At 72.1% G+C, this 16,400-nt stretch carries 14 protein-coding genes; 2 read left to right on the forward strand and 12 right to left on the reverse strand.

Translation table 11 applies throughout. The features are described 5' to 3' along the window. From ABTY98_RS16990 to ABTY98_RS17025, 8 genes are all read right to left on the reverse strand, one after another. Nucleotides 1-498: a glycosyltransferase family protein gene (locus ABTY98_RS16990; RefSeq protein WP_352221697.1), complete on the reverse strand. Its 498-nt coding sequence runs from the start codon at nt 496-498 to the stop codon at nt 1-3. 351 nt (nt 499-849) lie between these two features. Beyond that, nucleotides 850-3,525 carry an ATP-binding protein gene (locus ABTY98_RS16995; protein WP_352221698.1) on the reverse strand — a complete coding sequence of 892 codons (2,676 nt, stop codon included), beginning with the start codon at nt 3,523-3,525 and terminating at the stop codon, nt 850-852. A gap of 138 nt (nt 3,526-3,663) precedes the next feature. Next, nucleotides 3,664-4,584 (reverse strand): universal stress protein, encoded by a 921-nt coding sequence (locus ABTY98_RS17000; protein WP_352221699.1) that lies wholly within the window; start codon nt 4,582-4,584, stop codon nt 3,664-3,666. Nucleotides 4,585-4,737: 153 nt separating this feature from the next. Then, nucleotides 4,738-4,980, reverse strand: a complete 243-nt coding sequence (locus ABTY98_RS17005; protein ID WP_352221700.1) for a DUF397 domain-containing protein — start codon at nt 4,978-4,980, stop codon at nt 4,738-4,740. Between the two features lie 83 nt (nt 4,981-5,063). Further along, nucleotides 5,064-6,230 carry a thiolase family protein gene (locus ABTY98_RS17010; protein WP_352221701.1) on the reverse strand — a complete coding sequence of 389 codons (1,167 nt, stop codon included), beginning with the start codon at nt 6,228-6,230 and terminating at the stop codon, nt 5,064-5,066. After that, nucleotides 6,227-7,327, reverse strand: coding sequence for a thiolase family protein (locus ABTY98_RS17015; protein WP_352221702.1), 1,101 nt, complete (start codon nt 7,325-7,327; stop codon nt 6,227-6,229). The genes ABTY98_RS17010 and ABTY98_RS17015 overlap by 4 nt, the downstream gene beginning before the upstream one ends. Beyond that, a complete protein-coding gene (locus ABTY98_RS17020) occupies nt 7,324-8,265 on the reverse strand; it encodes a Zn-ribbon domain-containing OB-fold protein (RefSeq protein ID WP_352221703.1) in 942 nt (313 codons plus the stop codon). Before ABTY98_RS17020 ends, ABTY98_RS17015 begins: the two co-directional genes overlap by 4 nt. A 12-nt stretch (nt 8,266-8,277) precedes the next feature. After that, complete coding sequence (locus ABTY98_RS17025; RefSeq protein WP_352221704.1) at nt 8,278-9,078, reverse strand: crotonase/enoyl-CoA hydratase family protein; 801 nt, start codon at nt 9,076-9,078, stop codon at nt 8,278-8,280. A 186-nt stretch (nt 9,079-9,264) separates the two neighbouring features. Here ABTY98_RS17025 and ABTY98_RS17030 point away from each other — a divergent pair, with 186 nt between their 5' ends. Both ABTY98_RS17030 and ABTY98_RS17035 read left to right on the forward strand, forming a co-directional pair. Further along, nucleotides 9,265-10,875, forward strand: a complete 1,611-nt coding sequence (locus ABTY98_RS17030) for an acyl-CoA synthetase (RefSeq protein WP_352221705.1) — start codon at nt 9,265-9,267, stop codon at nt 10,873-10,875. Between the two features lie 170 nt (nt 10,876-11,045). After that, nucleotides 11,046-11,351 (forward strand): hypothetical protein, encoded by a 306-nt coding sequence (locus tag ABTY98_RS17035; protein WP_352221706.1) that lies wholly within the window; start codon nt 11,046-11,048, stop codon nt 11,349-11,351. Between the two features lie 7 nt (nt 11,352-11,358). On the opposite strand, the gene ABTY98_RS17040 is transcribed toward ABTY98_RS17035, so the two are convergent. The 4 genes from ABTY98_RS17040 to ABTY98_RS17055 form a co-directional block, all read right to left on the reverse strand. Further along, nucleotides 11,359-12,195, reverse strand: coding sequence for an alpha/beta fold hydrolase (locus ABTY98_RS17040; protein ID WP_352221707.1), 837 nt, complete (start codon nt 12,193-12,195; stop codon nt 11,359-11,361). A 74-nt stretch (nt 12,196-12,269) separates the two neighbouring features. After that, the gene (locus ABTY98_RS17045; RefSeq protein ID WP_352221708.1) at nt 12,270-12,989 is read right to left on the reverse strand and encodes a class I SAM-dependent methyltransferase; all 720 of its coding nucleotides are present in this window, start codon (nt 12,987-12,989) and stop codon (nt 12,270-12,272) included. Between the two features lie 9 nt (nt 12,990-12,998). Continuing rightward, nucleotides 12,999-14,552, reverse strand: coding sequence for a purple acid phosphatase family protein (locus tag ABTY98_RS17050; RefSeq protein ID WP_352221709.1), 1,554 nt, complete (start codon nt 14,550-14,552; stop codon nt 12,999-13,001). 67 nt (nt 14,553-14,619) lie between these two features. Then, nucleotides 14,620-16,122 carry an acyl-CoA synthetase gene (locus ABTY98_RS17055; protein WP_352221710.1) on the reverse strand — a complete coding sequence of 501 codons (1,503 nt, stop codon included), beginning with the start codon at nt 16,120-16,122 and terminating at the stop codon, nt 14,620-14,622. Nucleotides 16,123-16,400: the final 278 nt, after the last annotated feature.

Below are 16,400 nucleotides of genomic sequence, written 5' to 3' on the forward strand. Positions count from 1 at the left end.
TCAGCCCTGCTGGAACAGCTCCGCCGGGAGCGGTTTCAGCAGGGCGTACAGGTCGTCCGTGATCGGGCGGTCCCAGGCGGCGATGGTCACCAGGACGCCGTCGCTGCGGTCGAACTGGACGCAGGAGATCCGGCTCTCGGAGAGCTTGAGCCGGCGCACGATCAGCAGGTTGTCGCCCTGCAGGACCGGCATGTCCTCGGTGCCCACGACGGTGACGTCCTCGTCGTTCTCCAGCGCCAGCAGGAGCTGGCCGACCTCGAAGGGGATCTCGTCCTCCGCGACCTCACGGGCCGGGGAGCCCTCGGGGAGGTTGCCGATGATCATCGCGGGGCCGCGGCCGCCGAAGAGGTCGTAGCGCAGGAAGACGCCCTGGCAGGTGCCGTCGGGGGCGGGCAGCAGCCCGGCGCCGAGGTTGCCGGGCCAGTCGCCCGGGTCCATGGCCAGTACGTCGAAGTCGGGGCCGGCGGGAGTGGCGCTGCGGCGACGGAGGAACGACATGCGGTCCATGGTACGGGGCGACTGCCTCTGGCGGTGCCGGGCCGGGTGGTGGGCGCCGTGCCAGGTGGCGGTTGTGTGGTGGCGGCGGCAGCGTCGTGGCCGGTCGCGCCCGAGCGGCGGAGCCGCATGTCGGATACCGTCCCGCGGCCCGAGGGCCTGTCTGACAATTCCCGTCGTCGCCCGGAGGGCGGCCTCGCGGCGTCAGGTGCGTGCTCTGGGGGTTCCCCCCGGCCGGAGGCTGGGGGAGTTGCCGGGCGTAGGCACTCGTACTGGACGTACTTGGGTCTGCGCCCGGTGCGGCGAGAGTGCGTGCATGGCGTCGCGAGGCAGACGGGCATTGTCAGACAGGCCCTATGGGGTTGCCCCCTCCGCCTGTTTCATAGTGGAGGCGAGCTCGGCTCGTGCCTCGTCCGCCAGGCCGTCCGCCCCGCACTGTTCGGCTGTTTCCAGGCCCCTGCGGAGGTGGGCGGGGTCATGGAGCGCTGTGCCCAGGGCTACCAGCGCGCACGCGAGTTCGTAGGCTGCCGGGGAGCGTTCCAGGTGGGTCACCGCCTCCTTCAGGTAGGTCAGGCGGGCCGGGCCCGTCGAGACCTCCGCCGCTGTGCGCAGGGCCTGGCCGATCGCCGACGGGGCGCCGAACTGGCGGGCGCGGCCGACCGCTTCCAGGGCCGTGGCCAGGGCGCGGCCGGGTGTGTCGTGGCTTTCGGCGCGGGCCAGGTGGAGCTGCCAGGGGCACCACGCCGGGTTGCGGATGCCGCGTGGTTCGAGGCGGCGACCCGCGGCCGCGAGCTCGGCCGCCGCGTCCTCGGTGAGGCCACGGGCGAGGAGCAGTTCACCGTAGACCGTCTGGACGTCGGGGAAGACCACGGCCGCCGGGAAGGGCTCGTGGAAGGAGTGGTCCTCGGCGAGCCGGGTCGCCTCGTCGGTACGGCCGCGGGCGAGGAGGGTCTGGACGAGGGTGCCGACCGCGTACCAGTGGACGGGGGTGCCGGGGCCGACGCGTTCGGCGAGGCGCAGTCCGGAGCGGACCAGTTCCTCGGCCTCGGCGAGGCGGCCGCGCCGGTAGCGGACGTATCCGAGGAGCGTGTAGGCGAACGAGAGGTGCGCGCCGCGCCAGCCCTGGCGTTCGAAGTCGGCGGTGCCGGCGGCGAAGAGTTCCTCGGTGCGGTCCGGCCGGTCGGCGTACGTGAAGGCGAGGGCGACCAGGACGGGGACCTCGAAACCGCGGTCCGGTTCGGCCCAGCCGAGGCCGCCGGCGAGGGCGCGTTCGGCGTGCCGGAGGGCGACGGACGCGGGTTCGCCGCGCTGGACCGCGTCCCAGGTGCGCAGACCGATGATGTAGCGCTCGGTGAGGTCGCGGCCCTGGAGCCGGTCGGCGAGCCGGGCGAGCCGGCGGGAGCGGGAGGGGTGGTCGGGTTCGTCGGCGCGGAAGGCGTCCCACATGAACTGTTCGGAGAGCATCCGCAGCCGGACCCGGGCGTCGCCGCTCACCCGGATCTCCCGGGCGAGGCTCTCGGAGGCCTCGGCGAGCCGGTCGCTGTGGGCGAGAACCTGGGAGAGCCGGTAGACGATGTTCTGGCGTAGCTCGGGTTCGGCGATCGGTTCCGCCAGGGCCGCGCGCAGGTGGTTGACGGTGGTGGCGGGTTCGGTGAGCAGGGAGGCGCTGCCGAGTTCGTAGAGGACGGCGGCGCGGTCCTTGGCGGGCGGGGGTTCGCGCAGGGCGCGGGCGAGGTAGCGGCAGGCGGCGTCGGGGGCGCCGGCCCGCAGGGTCTCGCCGGCGGCGGCGCGCAGTCTCTGGACGACCCAGGTGTCGCCCTCGGGGTGGGTCTCGAGGAGGTGGCGGGCGGCGGTGGCGGCGCTCTGCCCGTCGTCGGTGACGCACCAGGCGGCCTGGCCGTGCAGGGCGACCCGGACGCCGGGCGGGATGGCCCGGTAGACGGCGGTGGCGATCAGCGGGTGGACGAACTCCAGGGTCTCGGCGCCGGTGAGGACGCGGGCGCCGCGCAGGGCGTCGGCGGCGTCCGCGGCCTCCTCGTGGCCGAGGCCGGCGACGGCGGCGGCGAGCGCGTGATGGATCTCGGTGCCGAGCACCGCGCAGGCCCAGGCGAACCGGACGGTGGAGGGGCCGAGGCGTTCGAGGCGGGCGATCAGCCCGCTGCCCTTGACGGCGGCGGCGAGGTCGCGCAGCAGGGGTGCGCCGGCTTCGGTGGGGTCGAGGCCGCGGTCGTGGACCTTGGCGGTCAGTTCGACGGTCTCGAAGGGGTTGCCGGCGGTGACGGCCCAGCACTCGTGGCAGAACGTGTCGTCGGCGTGGGCGCCGAGGCTCTCGCGGACCAGGCCGGCGACGGCGTCGGCGCTGAGCGGTTCCAGGTCGTGCGGGCGGCCGCCGGCCCGGCCGGGCAGTCCGCGCAACGACTCGGCGTGGTCCGGGAGTTCCTCGGGCCGGTAGGCGACGACGACGAGCAGCGGGAGTTGCTCGGCGCGGGGTGCGAACGCGGCGAGCCAGCCCAGGGATTCGGGGTCGGCCCAGTGTGCGTCGTCGAGGACGAGGACCATCGGCGCCCGGCGCACGGCGAGGTGGGTGAGCACCCAGTCGAGGCCGTCACGCAGGCCCTGCTGGTCGGGCGGGGCGCCCTCGGTGGGGGCGCAGAGGCCGAGTGCGGGACCGACGATGTCGTACCAACTGCCCAGTGAGGCGCGGAGTTCGGCCTCCGGGGCGCCGGCGAGGCGGGGTTGCAGGAGCTGGCGGGCGACGTGGAAGGCGACGCGCTGTTCCTGGTCGCCGCCGCGGGCGGAGAGCACGGTGCAGCCCTGCGCGGTGGCGCGGCGGCGGACCTCGGCGAGGAGGGCGGTCTTGCCGATGCCGGCGCGGCCGGCGAAGGCCAGCACTGCGCCGAGCGGTCGGTCGGCAGGTGTGGCGCCGTCCGCGCTCAGACCGGTGAGCTCGGCCAACGCCTCGTCGACGACAGCGAGTTCGCTCTCACGTTCGTAGAGCGTCCGTCGGTTGCGAAGGACCCGCTGTCCCATGACCACCCCCCGCCACGGTGATGTGCGAGCGCGGGGAGCGGGCGCGCACCGTGGCTTACAGGCAGCTCAGCGTACGCTCGATGAGCGTGGTCCGCCCCCTACTGACGGTTACTGACCCAAGGGGCTTGACGGGACACTTCAGGACTCTTCGGACGACGACGGCGGGATCACCGCGACGGGGCCGGCCGCGTGCAGCAGGACGGCCTGGGTGACCGAGCCCATCATGCGGGCAGGGGCGAGCAGGCGCCTGCGGTGGCGGCCGACGACGACCAGTTCGGCGTCCTTGGAGGCGGCGACCAGGGCGCCGGCCGCGTCTCCGGGCAGCGCGAGCACCTCGGCGCGCACGTTCGGGTACTCCTTGAGGTGCGGGGCGAGAAAGCCCTCGGCGAGGGTGCGGGTCTCCTGCTCGACCTCGTCCTGGTCGACGGTCGGCGGGGCGAGCTCCCCGGCCGTGGCCCAGAACTGGACCGGCCACGGGTAGGCGGCGATCACCTGGAGCCGGGCGCCGCGCCACACGGCCTCCTCGAAGCCGAAGGCGAGGGTGGCGTCGTCGGGGCTGTCCACGTCCACGCCGACGACGACCCGGGGCCCGGGCTGCGCGGGCAGCTGGTCGTGCACCTCCCGCCCCGGCCGGGGTACGACGACCACCGGGCACCGGGCGTCGCGGGCGGCGGCCATGCCGTTCGAGCCCAGGATCAGGCTGGCGAAGCCGCCGCGGCCCCGGGAGCCGAGCACCAGCAGCTGGGCGTCGGAGCCCAGTTCGGGCAGCAGCGCGGACGGAGCGCCCTCCAGGGCGACGTACTCGACGGCCGGGTACTCGGCGACCGGTCCCACCGCGTCGGCGACCAGCCGGTCGCGGGCCTCGTCGAGGACGGGGTCGCCGGCCGCGTCGGGCTCCCCGGCGACCAGCACGTCCGGCTGCCCCCACGCGGCGTACTGGCGCACATGCACCACCCGCAGCGGCGCGGCCCGTCGCCGGGCCGCGTCAAGGGCCCAGTCCAGGGCGCGCAGGCTGTCGTCCGAACCGTCCACCGCGGCGATGACCGGCGCAGTGCTCATTGCCCACCTCCGGAATACGACCTTCCCTGTCCGGGGCCAGCCTGTCGCAGGCTGCGGCCCCGGAAGGGCGCTGCCGGTCACGTGTCCGGAAATCCTTGCGGAACACCCCCCGGTTCACCTCTCTGCCGACAGAACCGTGGGGGGAGGCGGCGCTCAGGTCAGGTCGAACTCGCCCTCCCGGGCCCCCGAAACGAAGGCGCCCCATTCGGCGGGGGTGAAGATGAGGGAAGGGCTCTGCGGGCGGCCGCTGTTGCGCATCGCGATGAATCCCTCGACAAAGGCGATCTGGACATCCCCCACGCCACGGCTGCTGGACTGCCACTCCGCCTCGCTGAGGTCCAGCTCCGGCTTGTCCCAGCCCAGTACCGACTGCTGCTGGATGGTGCTCTCGGCCACGTCCGTGCTCCTCCCGAATTCGTCGTCCGCGGCCAGCCTAGCTTTCGGTTCCGGCACTCAACAGGCCACGTGAAGGGGACCTTTCAGGAGTCGGGGGCCGCGGCGCCGACCAGCCACATCGAGAAGAACTGGGAGCCGCCGCCGTAGGCGTGCCCGAGCACCTTGCGGGCGCCGTCCACCTGGTGTTCTCCGGCCTGGCCACGCACCTGGAGGGCGGCCTCCGCGAAGCGGATCATGCCGGAGGCGCCGATCGGATTGGTGGAGAGGACACCGCCCGACATGTTGACGGGGAGGTCCCCGTCGAGTTCGGTGACGCCCGATTCGGTGAGTTTCCAGCCTTCACCCTCGTCGGCGAAGCCGAGGTTCTCCAGCCACATGGGCTCGTACCACGAGAACGGTACGTACATCTCGACGGCGTCGATGTCCCGGCGGGGGTCGGCGACACCGGCCTGGCGGTAGACGTCGGCCGCGCAGTCCTTGCCGGCCTGCGGCGAGACGGCGTCCTTGCCCGCGAACAGGGTGGGTTCGCTGCGCATGGCGCCGCCCAGCATCCAGGCGGGCGGTTTCGGGGAGCGGACGGCTCCGGCCCGGTCGGTGAGGACCATGGCGCAGGCGCCGTCGGAGGAGGGGCAGGTCTCCGAGTAGCGGATGGGGTCCCACAACATGGGGGACGCCTGGACCTTCTCCAGAGTGATGTCGTGCTCGTGGAGGTGGGCGTAGGGGTTCTTGAGCGCGTTGCGGCGGTCCTTGTAGGCGACCAGCGAGCCGACCGTGTCGGGGGCGCCGGTGCGCCGCATGTAGGCCCGCACATGGGGGGCGAAGAAACCGCCCGCGCCCGCCAGCAGCGGCTGCTGGAAGGGGATCGGCAGGGACAGTCCCCACATGGCGTTGGACTCGGACTGTTTTTCGAAGGCGAGGGTCAGCACGGTGGAGTGGACGCGGGCGGCGACCAGGTTGGCCGCGACGAGTGCCGTGGAGCCGCCGACGGACCCCGCTGTGTGGACCCGCAACATGGGTTTGCCGACCGCCCCCAGCGCGTCCGCCAGGTACAGCTCGGGCATCATCACGCCCTCGAAGAAGTCGGGTGCCTTGCCGATGACGACGGCGTCGACGCCGGCCCAGGCCAACTCGGCGTCGTCGAGCGCGCGTTGCGCGGCCTCCCGGACCAGTCCGGCGATCGACACGTCCCGCCGGGCCGCCACGTGCTTGGTCTGGCCGATCCCTACGACGGCCACGGGCTCCTTGCTCATCGCGGATCCCCTTCCTGAGAGGGGCTCTCCAGTGGGTCCCCTTCGAGTACGGCGACCAGGTTCTGCTGCAGACAGGGCCCGGAGGTGGCGTGGGCGAGGGCGCGGTCGGAGTCGCCGCGGTGGATGCGGGCGGCGGCCTCGCCGATGCGGATCAGCCCTGCGGCCATGATCGGGTTGGCGGCGAGGGCCCCGCCGGACGGGTTCACCCGTACGTCGTCGCCGAGCCGCAGCGCCCTGCGGAGGACGACCTCCTGGGAGCTGAACGGGGCGTGCAGTTCGGCGGTGTCGACGGGCCGTTCGAAGGCGCCGGCCCGCTCGGCGGCGAGCCGGGCGGACGGCGCGTCGGTCAGGTCGCGGACGCCGAGGCTGTGCGCCTCGATGCGGTGGTCGATGCCCCGGATCCAGGCGGGCCGGGAGCACAGCTCGCGGGCCCGTTCCCCGGCCGCGAGGATCACCGCGGCGGCCCCGTCCCCGATGGGCGGGCAGTCGCCGGTGCGCAGCGGTCGTACGAGGTAGTCGCCCTGGGGCACCGGACCCCGCAGCTGGGCATGGGAGTTGGCACCGGCATCGGCCCGGCTGCGGGCGCCGACGGCGGAGAGCGCGGGCTCGTCGGTCTCGCCCGCGTCGATCAAGGCCTGCGCCTGGAGCGCGGCGAGGGCGACGGAGTCCGGCCAGAGGGGGGCCACGTAGTAGGGGTCGAGCTGGCGGGTGAGCACGTCCCGGACAGAGCCCGGTGAGGACTTGCCGTACGAGTAGACGAGTGCGGTGTCGGCGTCCCCGGTGAGCAGCTTGGTCCACGCCTCGTACAGCGCCCAGGCGCCGTCCATCTCGACGTGCGACTCGGAGATCGGCGGCCACGCGCCGACGCCGTCGAGGGCGAGGGTGAAGGAGAAGGCGCGGCCGGCCAGGTAGTCGCTGGAGCCGGAGCAGGTGAAGCCGATGTCGGCGGTGCGCAGACCGGTCTGCTGGAGTACGTCGTGCAGGACCGGCATGAGCATCTCCACCTCGGAGAGCTCCTCGCTGGTGCGCCGGTGGTCGGTCTGCGCGAAGGCGACGACGGCGATGTCCCGGGCGCCGGATGCTTCCTCCCTCGTCACAGCAGCTCCTTGTATGTCTCGTAGTCCGCGTCGGGTTCGCCGGTGGGCCGGTAGTGGTCGGGGTAGCGGGCCCCCTCGGTCCACACCGGCTCGACCCTGAGGCCCATCCGCACCTGGTCGTAGGGGATGCCGCCGATCCGGCCGTGCAGGGCGAGGCCGGCGCCGTCGAGGGCGATGTGCCCGTAGACGTACGGCACCTCGATGTCGAGGTTCTTCGCCTTGATGTTGACGATGCAGAAGGTGGTGACCGTGCCCCCGGGACCCACTTCGACCTGTTCTGATGTGGCCACCCCACATGTGGGGCACGCACCCCTCGGCGGGACGTACACCTTGCGGCAGGAGGGGCAGCGCTCGCCGTAGGTCCGCCGGGTGGAGAGGGCGTTGATGTAGGCGGACTGGGCGCGGCCGGGCGAGTAGGTGTAGTCGAGGCGGGCGTGGGCGACGATGCCTTGCACGGCGTCCTCGAACTCGCCGCTGTGGCCGGTCGGTTCGGCCGCCGCGCCGTCGTACGGTTCGAAGCACGCGATGTCGGTGATGGCACCCGACCGCTCCTCGGCCCAGCGGACGCGGACTCGCATGCCGGTGCGGACGGCATCGGGGCCGGGGGCGTCAAGGGCGTGCAGCAGTGCGGTGTCGGCGCCGTCGAGTCGGACCAGGACCCAGGCGAAGGGGGTGTCGAGGGGCTGGCCGCGGCGGGGTTCGTGGTTCCAGGCCCAGGTGGTGACGGTGCCGGTGGGGGCGACCTCGACCAGTTCGCGGATCTCGTCGGCGGTGACCGGGTCGTACTCGACGGGCGGGACGAGGGTGCGGCCGTCGCCGGTCCGCACGCCGAGGACGACTCGTTCGCGCAGGCCGGTGAGGAAGGCGCTCTGGACGGGTCCGAGGGAGCGGGTGAAGGGGAACTCGACGACGAGCGGGGCTTTGAGGACTTCGGGCATGCCCGGTCTCCTTCAGTGGCGCTTGTAGAGGGGCGGCCGCTTCTCCGCGAAGGCGCGGGCGCCTTCCTTCGCGTCGGCGGTGTCGAAGATCGGCCAGCCGCGTTTGAGTTCGGCGGCGAGCCCGTCGGTCTCGGTCAGCTCCGCGGTCTCGTATACAGAGGCCTTGACCGCCTCGACCGCCAGCGGGCCGCAGGCGTTGATCTGTTCGGCGATCTCCAGGGCCTTGTCGAGCGCGCCACCGTCCGGGACGACATGGCCGACGAGCCCGACGGAGGCGGCTTCGCGGGCGGTGTACGGCCGTCCGGTGAGCAGCATCTCCAGGGCGTGGGTGCGCGGGATCTGGCGTTGGAGCCGGACCGTGGAGCCGCCGATCGGGAAGAGCCCCCGTCTGACCTCGAAGAGCCCGAAGGTCGCGGACTCGCCCGCGACCCGGATGTCGGTGCCCTGGAGGATCTCGGTGCCGCCCGCGACGCAGTAACCCTCGACGGCGGCGATCACCGGTTTGCGCGGGCGATGATGACGGAGCATCGCCTTCCAGTGCAGGTCCGGGTCGGCCTTCAGCCGGTCGCGGAGGTGCTCGCCCGCCATGCCCTTGCCGGCCAGCGCCTTGAGGTCCATCCCGGCGCAGAAGGCGCCGCCTGCTCCGGTGAGCACGATCGAGCGGACCGTGTCGTCCTCGTCGGCCTCGATCCAGCCGTCGTACAGGCCGACGAGCATGGAAATCGACAGCGCGTTCTTCGCCTCGGGCCTGTTGAGCGTGAGCACCAGTGTGGCGCCCTGGCGCCGTACGGTGAGGTGTTCCGTCCCACCCATGGACCTCTCCCCTCTGCCGGAACGAGAACAGGTTGCAGTAGGGCGGGAGGCACTTCAAGGGTTTTCTGACAGTCAGTCAGATTTCTTCGCGCGAACCCTTCACACTTGCCGCGCCCTTTGCTCTGATGACCGGCGAACCGACAAGTGCGCCTTTGTTCGCCATGGTCGCCGGGGTCAGGAGGAGCGGTGGAGTACAACCTTGCCGATCTGTTCGAGTCGGTCGTCGACGTGGCCGCGGACCGCGAGGCGCTCGTGTACCTCGACCACCCCGGCACGGGCGAGGAGCGCCGGCTGACCTACGCGGAGCTTGACGCGGCCGCCAACCGCATCGGCCACCATCTGGTGGACAGTGGGATCCGCCCGGGCGAGCATCTCGGGCTTCACCTCTACAACGGGGTCGAGTACCTCCAGACGGTGCTCGGCTGCCTGAAGGCGCGGGTCGTACCGGTCAACGTCAACTACCGCTACGTGGAAGAGGAGTTGGTGTACCTCTATCAGGATGCCGACCTGGTCGCGCTGGTCTTCGACGCGGAGTTCGGCGACCGGGTGGCGGCGGCGCTGCCGCGGGCGCCGAAGCTGCGGCACCTGGTGCGGGTGGGCGAGCCGGACTCGGGCCCGAAGGCCGTGTCCTTCGCGGAGGCCGAGGCGGCGGGCTCGCCCGGGCGGGGCTTCGCGGCGCGCTCGGCGGACGACCAGTTCATCATCTACACCGGCGGCACCACCGGGATGCCCAAGGGTGTGATCTGGCGTCAGGAGGACCTGTTCTTCGCCGGGTTGGGTGGTGGTGCGCCGACCGGTGAGCCGGTGAAGCGGCCGCAGGAGCTGGCCGAGCGGGTCGCGGCGGGCGGCACCGGCATCACCTTCTTCCCCACTCCCCCGCTGATGCACGGCACGTCGACCCTCACGACGTTCATCGGCTTCAACTTCGGGCAACGGGTGGTGATCCACCGCAAGTTCGTGCCCGAGGAAGTGCTCCGGACCGTCGAGAAGGAGAAGGTCACCAGCATGTCCCTGGTCGGCGACGCGATGCTGCGCCCGCTGATCGACGCTCTGAGAGGGCCGCTGAAGGGCACCGACTGCTCCTCCATGTTCAGTGTCTCCTCCTCCGGCGCGATCCTCTCCGAGACGGTGCGCCGGCAGTTCAGCGAACTCGTCCCGAACTGCATGCTGCTCAACAACTTCGGATCCTCCGAGTCCGGCTTCAACGGCACCGCGACGAACGACTCCGGGGCCGGCAGCCGGTTCCGCGTCCGCGTCAACTCCCGTACGCAGGTGGTCGACCCGGCCACCCACGAGCCGGTCGCGCCGGGCGAGATCGGCCGGGTCGCGCAGTGCGGCCATGTGCCGCTCGGCTACTACAACGACCCGCGGAAAACGGCCGAGACCTTCTTCGAGAAGGACGGCCGGCGCTGGGTGCTCCTCGGTGACATGGGAACGGTCGACGAGGACGGTGTCGTCACGGTGCTCGGCCGGGGCTCGCAGTGCATCAACACCGGGGGCGAGAAGGTCTACCCGGAGGAGGTCGAGCAGGCCCTGAAGTCCCATCCGGACGTGTACGACGCGTTGGTGGCCGGGGTGCCGGACGCCAAGTGGGGCAACCATGTGGCGGCCGTGGTGCAGCTGCGCGAGGGCGCCGTGCGGCCCTCTCTCACGGACATCCAGACCCACTGCCGTACCCAGCTGGCCGGATACAAGATCCCCCGTCAGCTGGTGATCACCGAGTCCATCCGGCGGTCGCCGAGCGGCAAGGCGGACTACCGGTGGGCGCGCGCGGTGGCGGTCGCCGCCGACCGGTAGGACGCACGGGTGTACCACCGCGGCGCGGCGGTCCGGGGGCCGTACTCTGTGCGCACGATTCGACATGGATCACGCACAGTGTCACGACGGCATCTGGGCGACGGCTCGGTCTTCGGGCCGATCCGGAAGGCGGGCAAGACCCGGCGGAGGTCTGGAAGGACACGGAGCGCGTGCGCACCGAGTACCCGGACTCCGTCGAGTACTCGCTGCGCGGCCTGTTCGGGTTCATGCGGCGCTACGCCGACCAGACCACGGTCCTGGTGTTCCTCGGCGACCACCAGCCCCGCCCGGAGGTCGTCGCGGGCAGCCCGCGCGGGGACGTCCCGACCACGATCGTCGCCCATGACCGGAAGGTCCTGGACCGGGTCGCCGGCTGGGGCTGGACGCCGGGTCCGAAGCCGGCCGGGGACGCCCCGATCTGGGCGATGAACCAGTTCCGCAAGCGCTCCCTGAAGGCATTCGGGCCGCGGGACTGAGCGCGGCTCAGGCGTCCAGGAAGCCGAGGGTACGGCGGACGAACCCTTCGGGCTCGTCGAGCCAGGGGTAGTGACCGGCGCCGGGGTGGACGGTGACCTCGGCGTTCGGGAAGGCCTCGGCGGCGCGCCGGGCCAGCGCCGGGCTGGGTCCGCCGTCGAGTTCGCCCGCGTACAGCAGGACGGGGGCGGTGAGGGCGCGCAGGGCGGTCCGGGTGGCGCCGGGTGTGAAGGCGCCTTCGGCGAAGTAGCGCTCGCCTGCCTCGTCGTTGGTCTGTTCCTCGGCGGCCGCGTCATGGGCCCGGGCGGTGTCGTCCCAACGGCCGTAGAAGAAGGGCACGAACGCCTCGTCGAAGTCCCCGGTGCCGGTGAGCCATGCCTCCAGCGCGGGGAACGCCTTGTCGAACCAGGGCTCCCCAGACCGCTGCCGGGCCGCCGTCAGCCGCTCCTCGGGCGTGGTCCTCAGGCCGAGCGCCGAGGGATTGCCGGTGATCAGCGCGAGCCGCCGCACCCGGTGCGGATGGGCCGCCGCGTACAGGGTCGCCAGGCTCGCGCCCGCCGAGTGCGACAGTACGTCCATGTGGTCGAGCCCTATGTGGGCCCGCAACATCTCCACGTCGTCGACCTGCCGGTCACAGCGGTACGACGCGGGGTCGGCGGGCACCGCGGAGTCGCCGGTCCCCCGCAGATCGAGCAGGATCAGCAGGCGGTGGGCGGCCATCCCGCCCAGGTCCCCGAGGTAGTCGGAGGCACGCATGGGGCCGCCCGGCAGCACGACGAGCGGTTCGCCCTCGCCTCTGACGTGGTAGGCGAGGCGGGTCCCGTCCGCCGCGGTGAAGGTGGGCATACCGCTGATCATGGGGGACGGCGGCGCCGTATCGCAACGGAGTTCGAGGGCCCCCACCCGTGCGGGCGGCGGTGTCAGGCGCTCGGTCCCGGCTTGCTCACCCGGAACGCGAACTGTCCGCAGAAGGTGAGCTTGCGCAGGTTCACCAGGGCCATGTTCCGCCGGCTCTCGCGCGCCCAGGTGTCGATCTCCGTGTTGAGCGGCGATTCCTTCCGCCAGAACAGGCCGTAATCCTGCTTCCGCGTGCCGTGGTAGGTACGCATGATCAGTGTCACGCCGTCGAGCGACGGCCGGATCTCCTCCAGGACGAGTCCTGCCTCCTCCACCAGCACCCGGAAGCCGTACGGCGTGTAGTTCCACAGGCTGAAGGAGTGGTAGGGCTCGAACTGGGAGGTGCTGCCGATGAACAGCCCGCCCGGACGCAGCACTCTGCCCACCTCCGCGAGCAGTTCCCTGGGCCGGGCGACATGCTCGAAGACCTGGTGTGAGTAGATCAGCGGTACGGCGTTCGAGCGCAGCGGCATGTTGACGCCGTCGAAGTACACCACCGGGTCGCCTCCCGCTGGGCGCTGCGCGGCCTCCCGGGAGTCGCGGATGTCGAGGCCCACCCACCGCACCTCGGGGTCGTGCCGGCGGAAGAGCCCGGCCGAGGTACCGCGCCCGCACCCGAGGTCGACCACCCGGTCCGGTGCCCTCGACGAGCTCATGGCCTCGTCGAGGTAGTAGCGGGAGGTGACCTGGCGGGCGTGGTCGTCGGGGATGCAGTCGTGCATGAGTTCCCAGAGGGTCGACATGCACCCACGCTACGGAGGCGCCGTTCGCTGGGCCACGTCCAGGCGGGGGCTCGGGACGGCCGTCATCCCCTGGGACGAACGGGGCGGCGCGGACAGCTGTGCCGGGCGGCTGATGCCGGACAGGTCGCGGACGGCCACGCTGTTGCGGTCGGCGACCGTGCGGCCGAGCGCGTGGTACGGCCACAGTCCCCCGGCCTGGCGCCGGCTGCGCTCATTCCACTCCATGGCCTCGGCGGCGCGGGCCCGGAAGAAGTTGAGCGCGTAGCCGCCGGAGTGGATCCGCAGCAGGAAGAACCCGCCGGGGTACTCCTTGGCGGCGCCGACCTCCTGCAGCGTCACCTGGGGGGCGAGAGGCACATGGATGCGCTTGTTCCGGTGGGTGTGGCCGGCATGGTGGAGGAACACACCGGGGGCGGCGGCATAGGCCCGGAGGACCGCGCGGGCCTGGCGGCGGCCGAGGCGCTGTGCGGGGCTCACCGGGAAGAGGGCGTCCCGGACGGTGAGCGGATGGTGTCCGAAGACCACGGTGGGCTGTTCCCGGTGGGCGCGCAACCGGCGCCGGAACCAGGACAGTTGCTCGGCGCCGAGGCCGCCCGCGTCGCCGCCGTTCCCGCGTTTGTCGTAGGTGTCGAGCCCGATGATCCGCAGCCCGCCCACGTCGTGCTCGAAGTAGCCGGGACCGTCCGGTGTACCGAAGGCGCGGCGGAAGGTGTCGCCCTCCTTCGCGTTGCGGTCGTGGTTGCCGCGGACGACGAAGTAGTCCCGCCGGTGGGTGCCGAAGCCGTCCAGGATCCGTCTGGCCTCCGCCAGGTCGCGCGGTCCGCCGCCGGCGGAGATGTCACCGGCCGCCAGCAGCAGGTGGGCCCCGCGGCTGCGGGCCTCGTCCACCACGGCGCGGCTCATCAGCTCCGGATAGGCGGTGCGTCCGGCCCCCTGTGCCACTCCGCGCAGGAAGGGCACACCGGCCACCAGACCGGCGACGGTCTCGCCGATGTGCAGGTCGTTGCAGAGGGCGAGGGAGAGCAGATGGCGGCCGGGCGGGGGCTGCGGGGTGGTGAAGGAGTAGGGGCCGCCGGGTGAGCCGAGGCCGTGCCGGGAGGTGCCGGCCGCGTTGCCGCGCACCAGGTGCAGCGCGGTGGGTGCGGCGGGCACGCCCCGGGAGCGGGCCTGGTAGTAGTAGGTCTGGCCCGGCTCCAGGCCGGTGAGCTCGACATGGTGGTGGGCGGTGGGCCGGTCCTCACCCGCGGTGCGGTTGAGGCGGGCGGGATGGGTGCCGTAGACGACCTCGCCCTCCGTGACGGCGGGCAGCATACGGCCGGTGCCGTCGTCGGTGCCGGGCAGGGCGGTGTGCCAGGTGATGACGGCGCGGTCCTCGGTGAGGGTGACCAGTTCCAGGTGGACGGCGGCGAGGAAGCGGGGGTGACGGGGCGCGGGGGCGGTGGCGGACCGGAGCAGAGCGGGTGCGAGCAGGAAACCTGAGCGCAGCATCTCGCAGGGGCCGGGTATGCCCGCGAGTGCGCCAAGGGGGACGGGGAGGCAGCAGCGCATGTCTGCTATGTGCACTCCCCCAGTGAACGGCGGACGTGGTACCGGAAGCCGCGCAAGGTATGGAACCAGACTTCTTGGATCCTCATGAGGCGTCACCGAACCGTTGCCGCAGCTCCCGCTTCAGGATCTTGCCGCTGGCGTTGCGGGGTAGCGAGTCCACGAACAGCACCCGCTTGGGTGCCTTGAAGGCGGGGATCTTCTCCTTCACATGGGCGATCAGCTCGGCCTCACCGACCTCGCCGTGCGCCACGACGACCGCCGTGACCGCCTCGATCCACCGCTCGTCGGGCAGGCCGATCACGGCGGCCTCCGCGACGGCCTCATGGGTGTAGAGGGCATCCTCGACCTGTCGTGAAGCGACCAGTACGCCACCGGAGTTGATGACGTCCTTCACCCGGTCGACGATGGTGAGGTAGCCGTGGGCGTCGCGCACCGCGAGGTCACCGGAGTGGAACCAGCCGTCCCGGAAGGCCTCCTGGGTCTCCTCGGGCTTCTCCCAGTACCCCTCGCACAACTGCGGTGACCGGTAGACGATTTCGCCGGGCGAGCCGTCGGGCACGTCCTCGCCGTCCTCGTCGACCACCCGCGCCTCCACGAACAGCACGGTACGGCCGCAGGAGTCCAGCCGCCCCTTGTGCTCCTCGGGCGCCAGCACGGTGGCCAGGGGCCCGATCTCGCTCTGCCCGAAGCAGTTGAACAGGGCCAGTTTCGGCAGCCGTTCACGGAGCCGCTCAAGGACGGGCACCGGCATGATCGACGCCCCGTAGTAGGCCTTGCGCAGTCCGCCCAGGTCGCGGGAGGCGAAGTCGGGCCGGTTGGACAGCCCGATCCACACGGTGGGCGGCGCGAAGAGGCTGTCCACGCGTCCGGCTTCGATCAGGTCGAAGAGAATGTCGCCGTCGGGGCCGTCCAGGACGATGTTGGTCGCGCCGACCGCCAGGTAGGGCAGCAGGAACACATGCATCTGGGCGGAGTGGTAGAGCGGCAGCGCGTGCGCGGGCCGGTCCCCGGCGCTCAGGTCGAGGGCGGCGATCGCGCTCAGGTACTCGTGCACCAGCGCCCGGTGGGTCATCATCGCGCCCTTGGGCAGCGCCGTCGTCCCCGAGGTGTACAGCAACTGCACCAGGTCCTCGGTACGCGGTTCGGGACCGTCGTACGGCGGCGCGGCCGAGAGCCGGGCGAGGAGCGAGCCGTCGGCGTCCCGCAGCGGCAGCACCCTCACCCCGTCCGGGAGTCGACCGTCCAGACGTGGGTCGGCCAGCACCAGCGAGCTGCCCGACTGGCCGACGATGTAGGCGAGGTCGTCGCCGGTCAGGTTCTGGTTGACCGGCACATGCACCAGGCCGGCCCGGGCGCAGGCGAGGAAGGCGATCAGGTACGCGTCCGAGTTGTGCCCGTAGGTACCGACCCGGTCGCCGCGGGCGAGGCCCTGGTCGAGCAGTACGCTCGCCGCCCGGGAGACGGCGTCGTCGAGTTCCGCGTACGTCCACCGGCGCTCGCCGTACTCCAGCGCCACCCGCGCGGGGGTGCGCCGGGCGCTGCGCCGCAGTACCCCGTCAACCGTGCTGCCCTGTCCCTGCGTCATGACTCATGATCCTCGGCCCGCCGCCCAGGCAGGTCAAGCACCACGGAACCGCGCCCGCACACACCCGCGCTCAACCGCTTCTTCTCGCAACGACGTTGGGAGGCACAGATGCCCACACCGACGACCTCGCGGCACGCTGCTCCACCGGTCTCCGCGAGAAGGACATCCTTGCGTCCCCCGCGTTGAAATCCGTCCGCGTGCACGAAGCTGAGCGCGTGTGGTCCCGTTCCCCATGGGGCGGGACCACACGTGAGTGACACAGGGAGATCCCGGTTGAC

It is taken from the genome of Streptomyces sp. NPDC096040, assembly GCF_040303265.1.
Classification (GTDB): domain Bacteria; phylum Actinomycetota; class Actinomycetes; order Streptomycetales; family Streptomycetaceae; genus Streptomyces.

Excerpts from the sequence above, each read along its gene's own strand:
- ABTY98_RS17020 (WP_352221703.1), bottom strand. The coding sequence starts at position 8,265 with ATGCCCGAAGTCCTCAAAGCCCCGCTCGTCGTCGAGTTCCCCTTCACC.
- ABTY98_RS17025 (WP_352221704.1), bottom strand. The coding sequence starts at position 9,078 with ATGGGTGGGACGGAACACCTCACCGTACGGCGCCAGGGCGCCACACTG.
- ABTY98_RS17040 (WP_352221707.1), bottom strand. The coding sequence starts at position 12,195 with ATGCCCACCTTCACCGCGGCGGACGGGACCCGCCTCGCCTACCACGTC.
- ABTY98_RS17055 (WP_352221710.1), bottom strand. The coding sequence starts at position 16,122 with ATGACGCAGGGACAGGGCAGCACGGTTGACGGGGTACTGCGGCGCAGC.
- ABTY98_RS17010 (WP_352221701.1), bottom strand. The coding sequence starts at position 6,230 with ATGAGCAAGGAGCCCGTGGCCGTCGTAGGGATCGGCCAGACCAAGCAC.
- ABTY98_RS16995 (WP_352221698.1), bottom strand. The coding sequence starts at position 3,525 with ATGGGACAGCGGGTCCTTCGCAACCGACGGACGCTCTACGAACGTGAG.
- ABTY98_RS17000 (WP_352221699.1), bottom strand. The coding sequence starts at position 4,584 with ATGAGCACTGCGCCGGTCATCGCCGCGGTGGACGGTTCGGACGACAGC.
- ABTY98_RS16990 (WP_352221697.1), bottom strand. The coding sequence starts at position 498 with ATGTCGTTCCTCCGTCGCCGCAGCGCCACTCCCGCCGGCCCCGACTTC.
- ABTY98_RS17045 (WP_352221708.1), bottom strand. The coding sequence starts at position 12,989 with ATGTCGACCCTCTGGGAACTCATGCACGACTGCATCCCCGACGACCAC.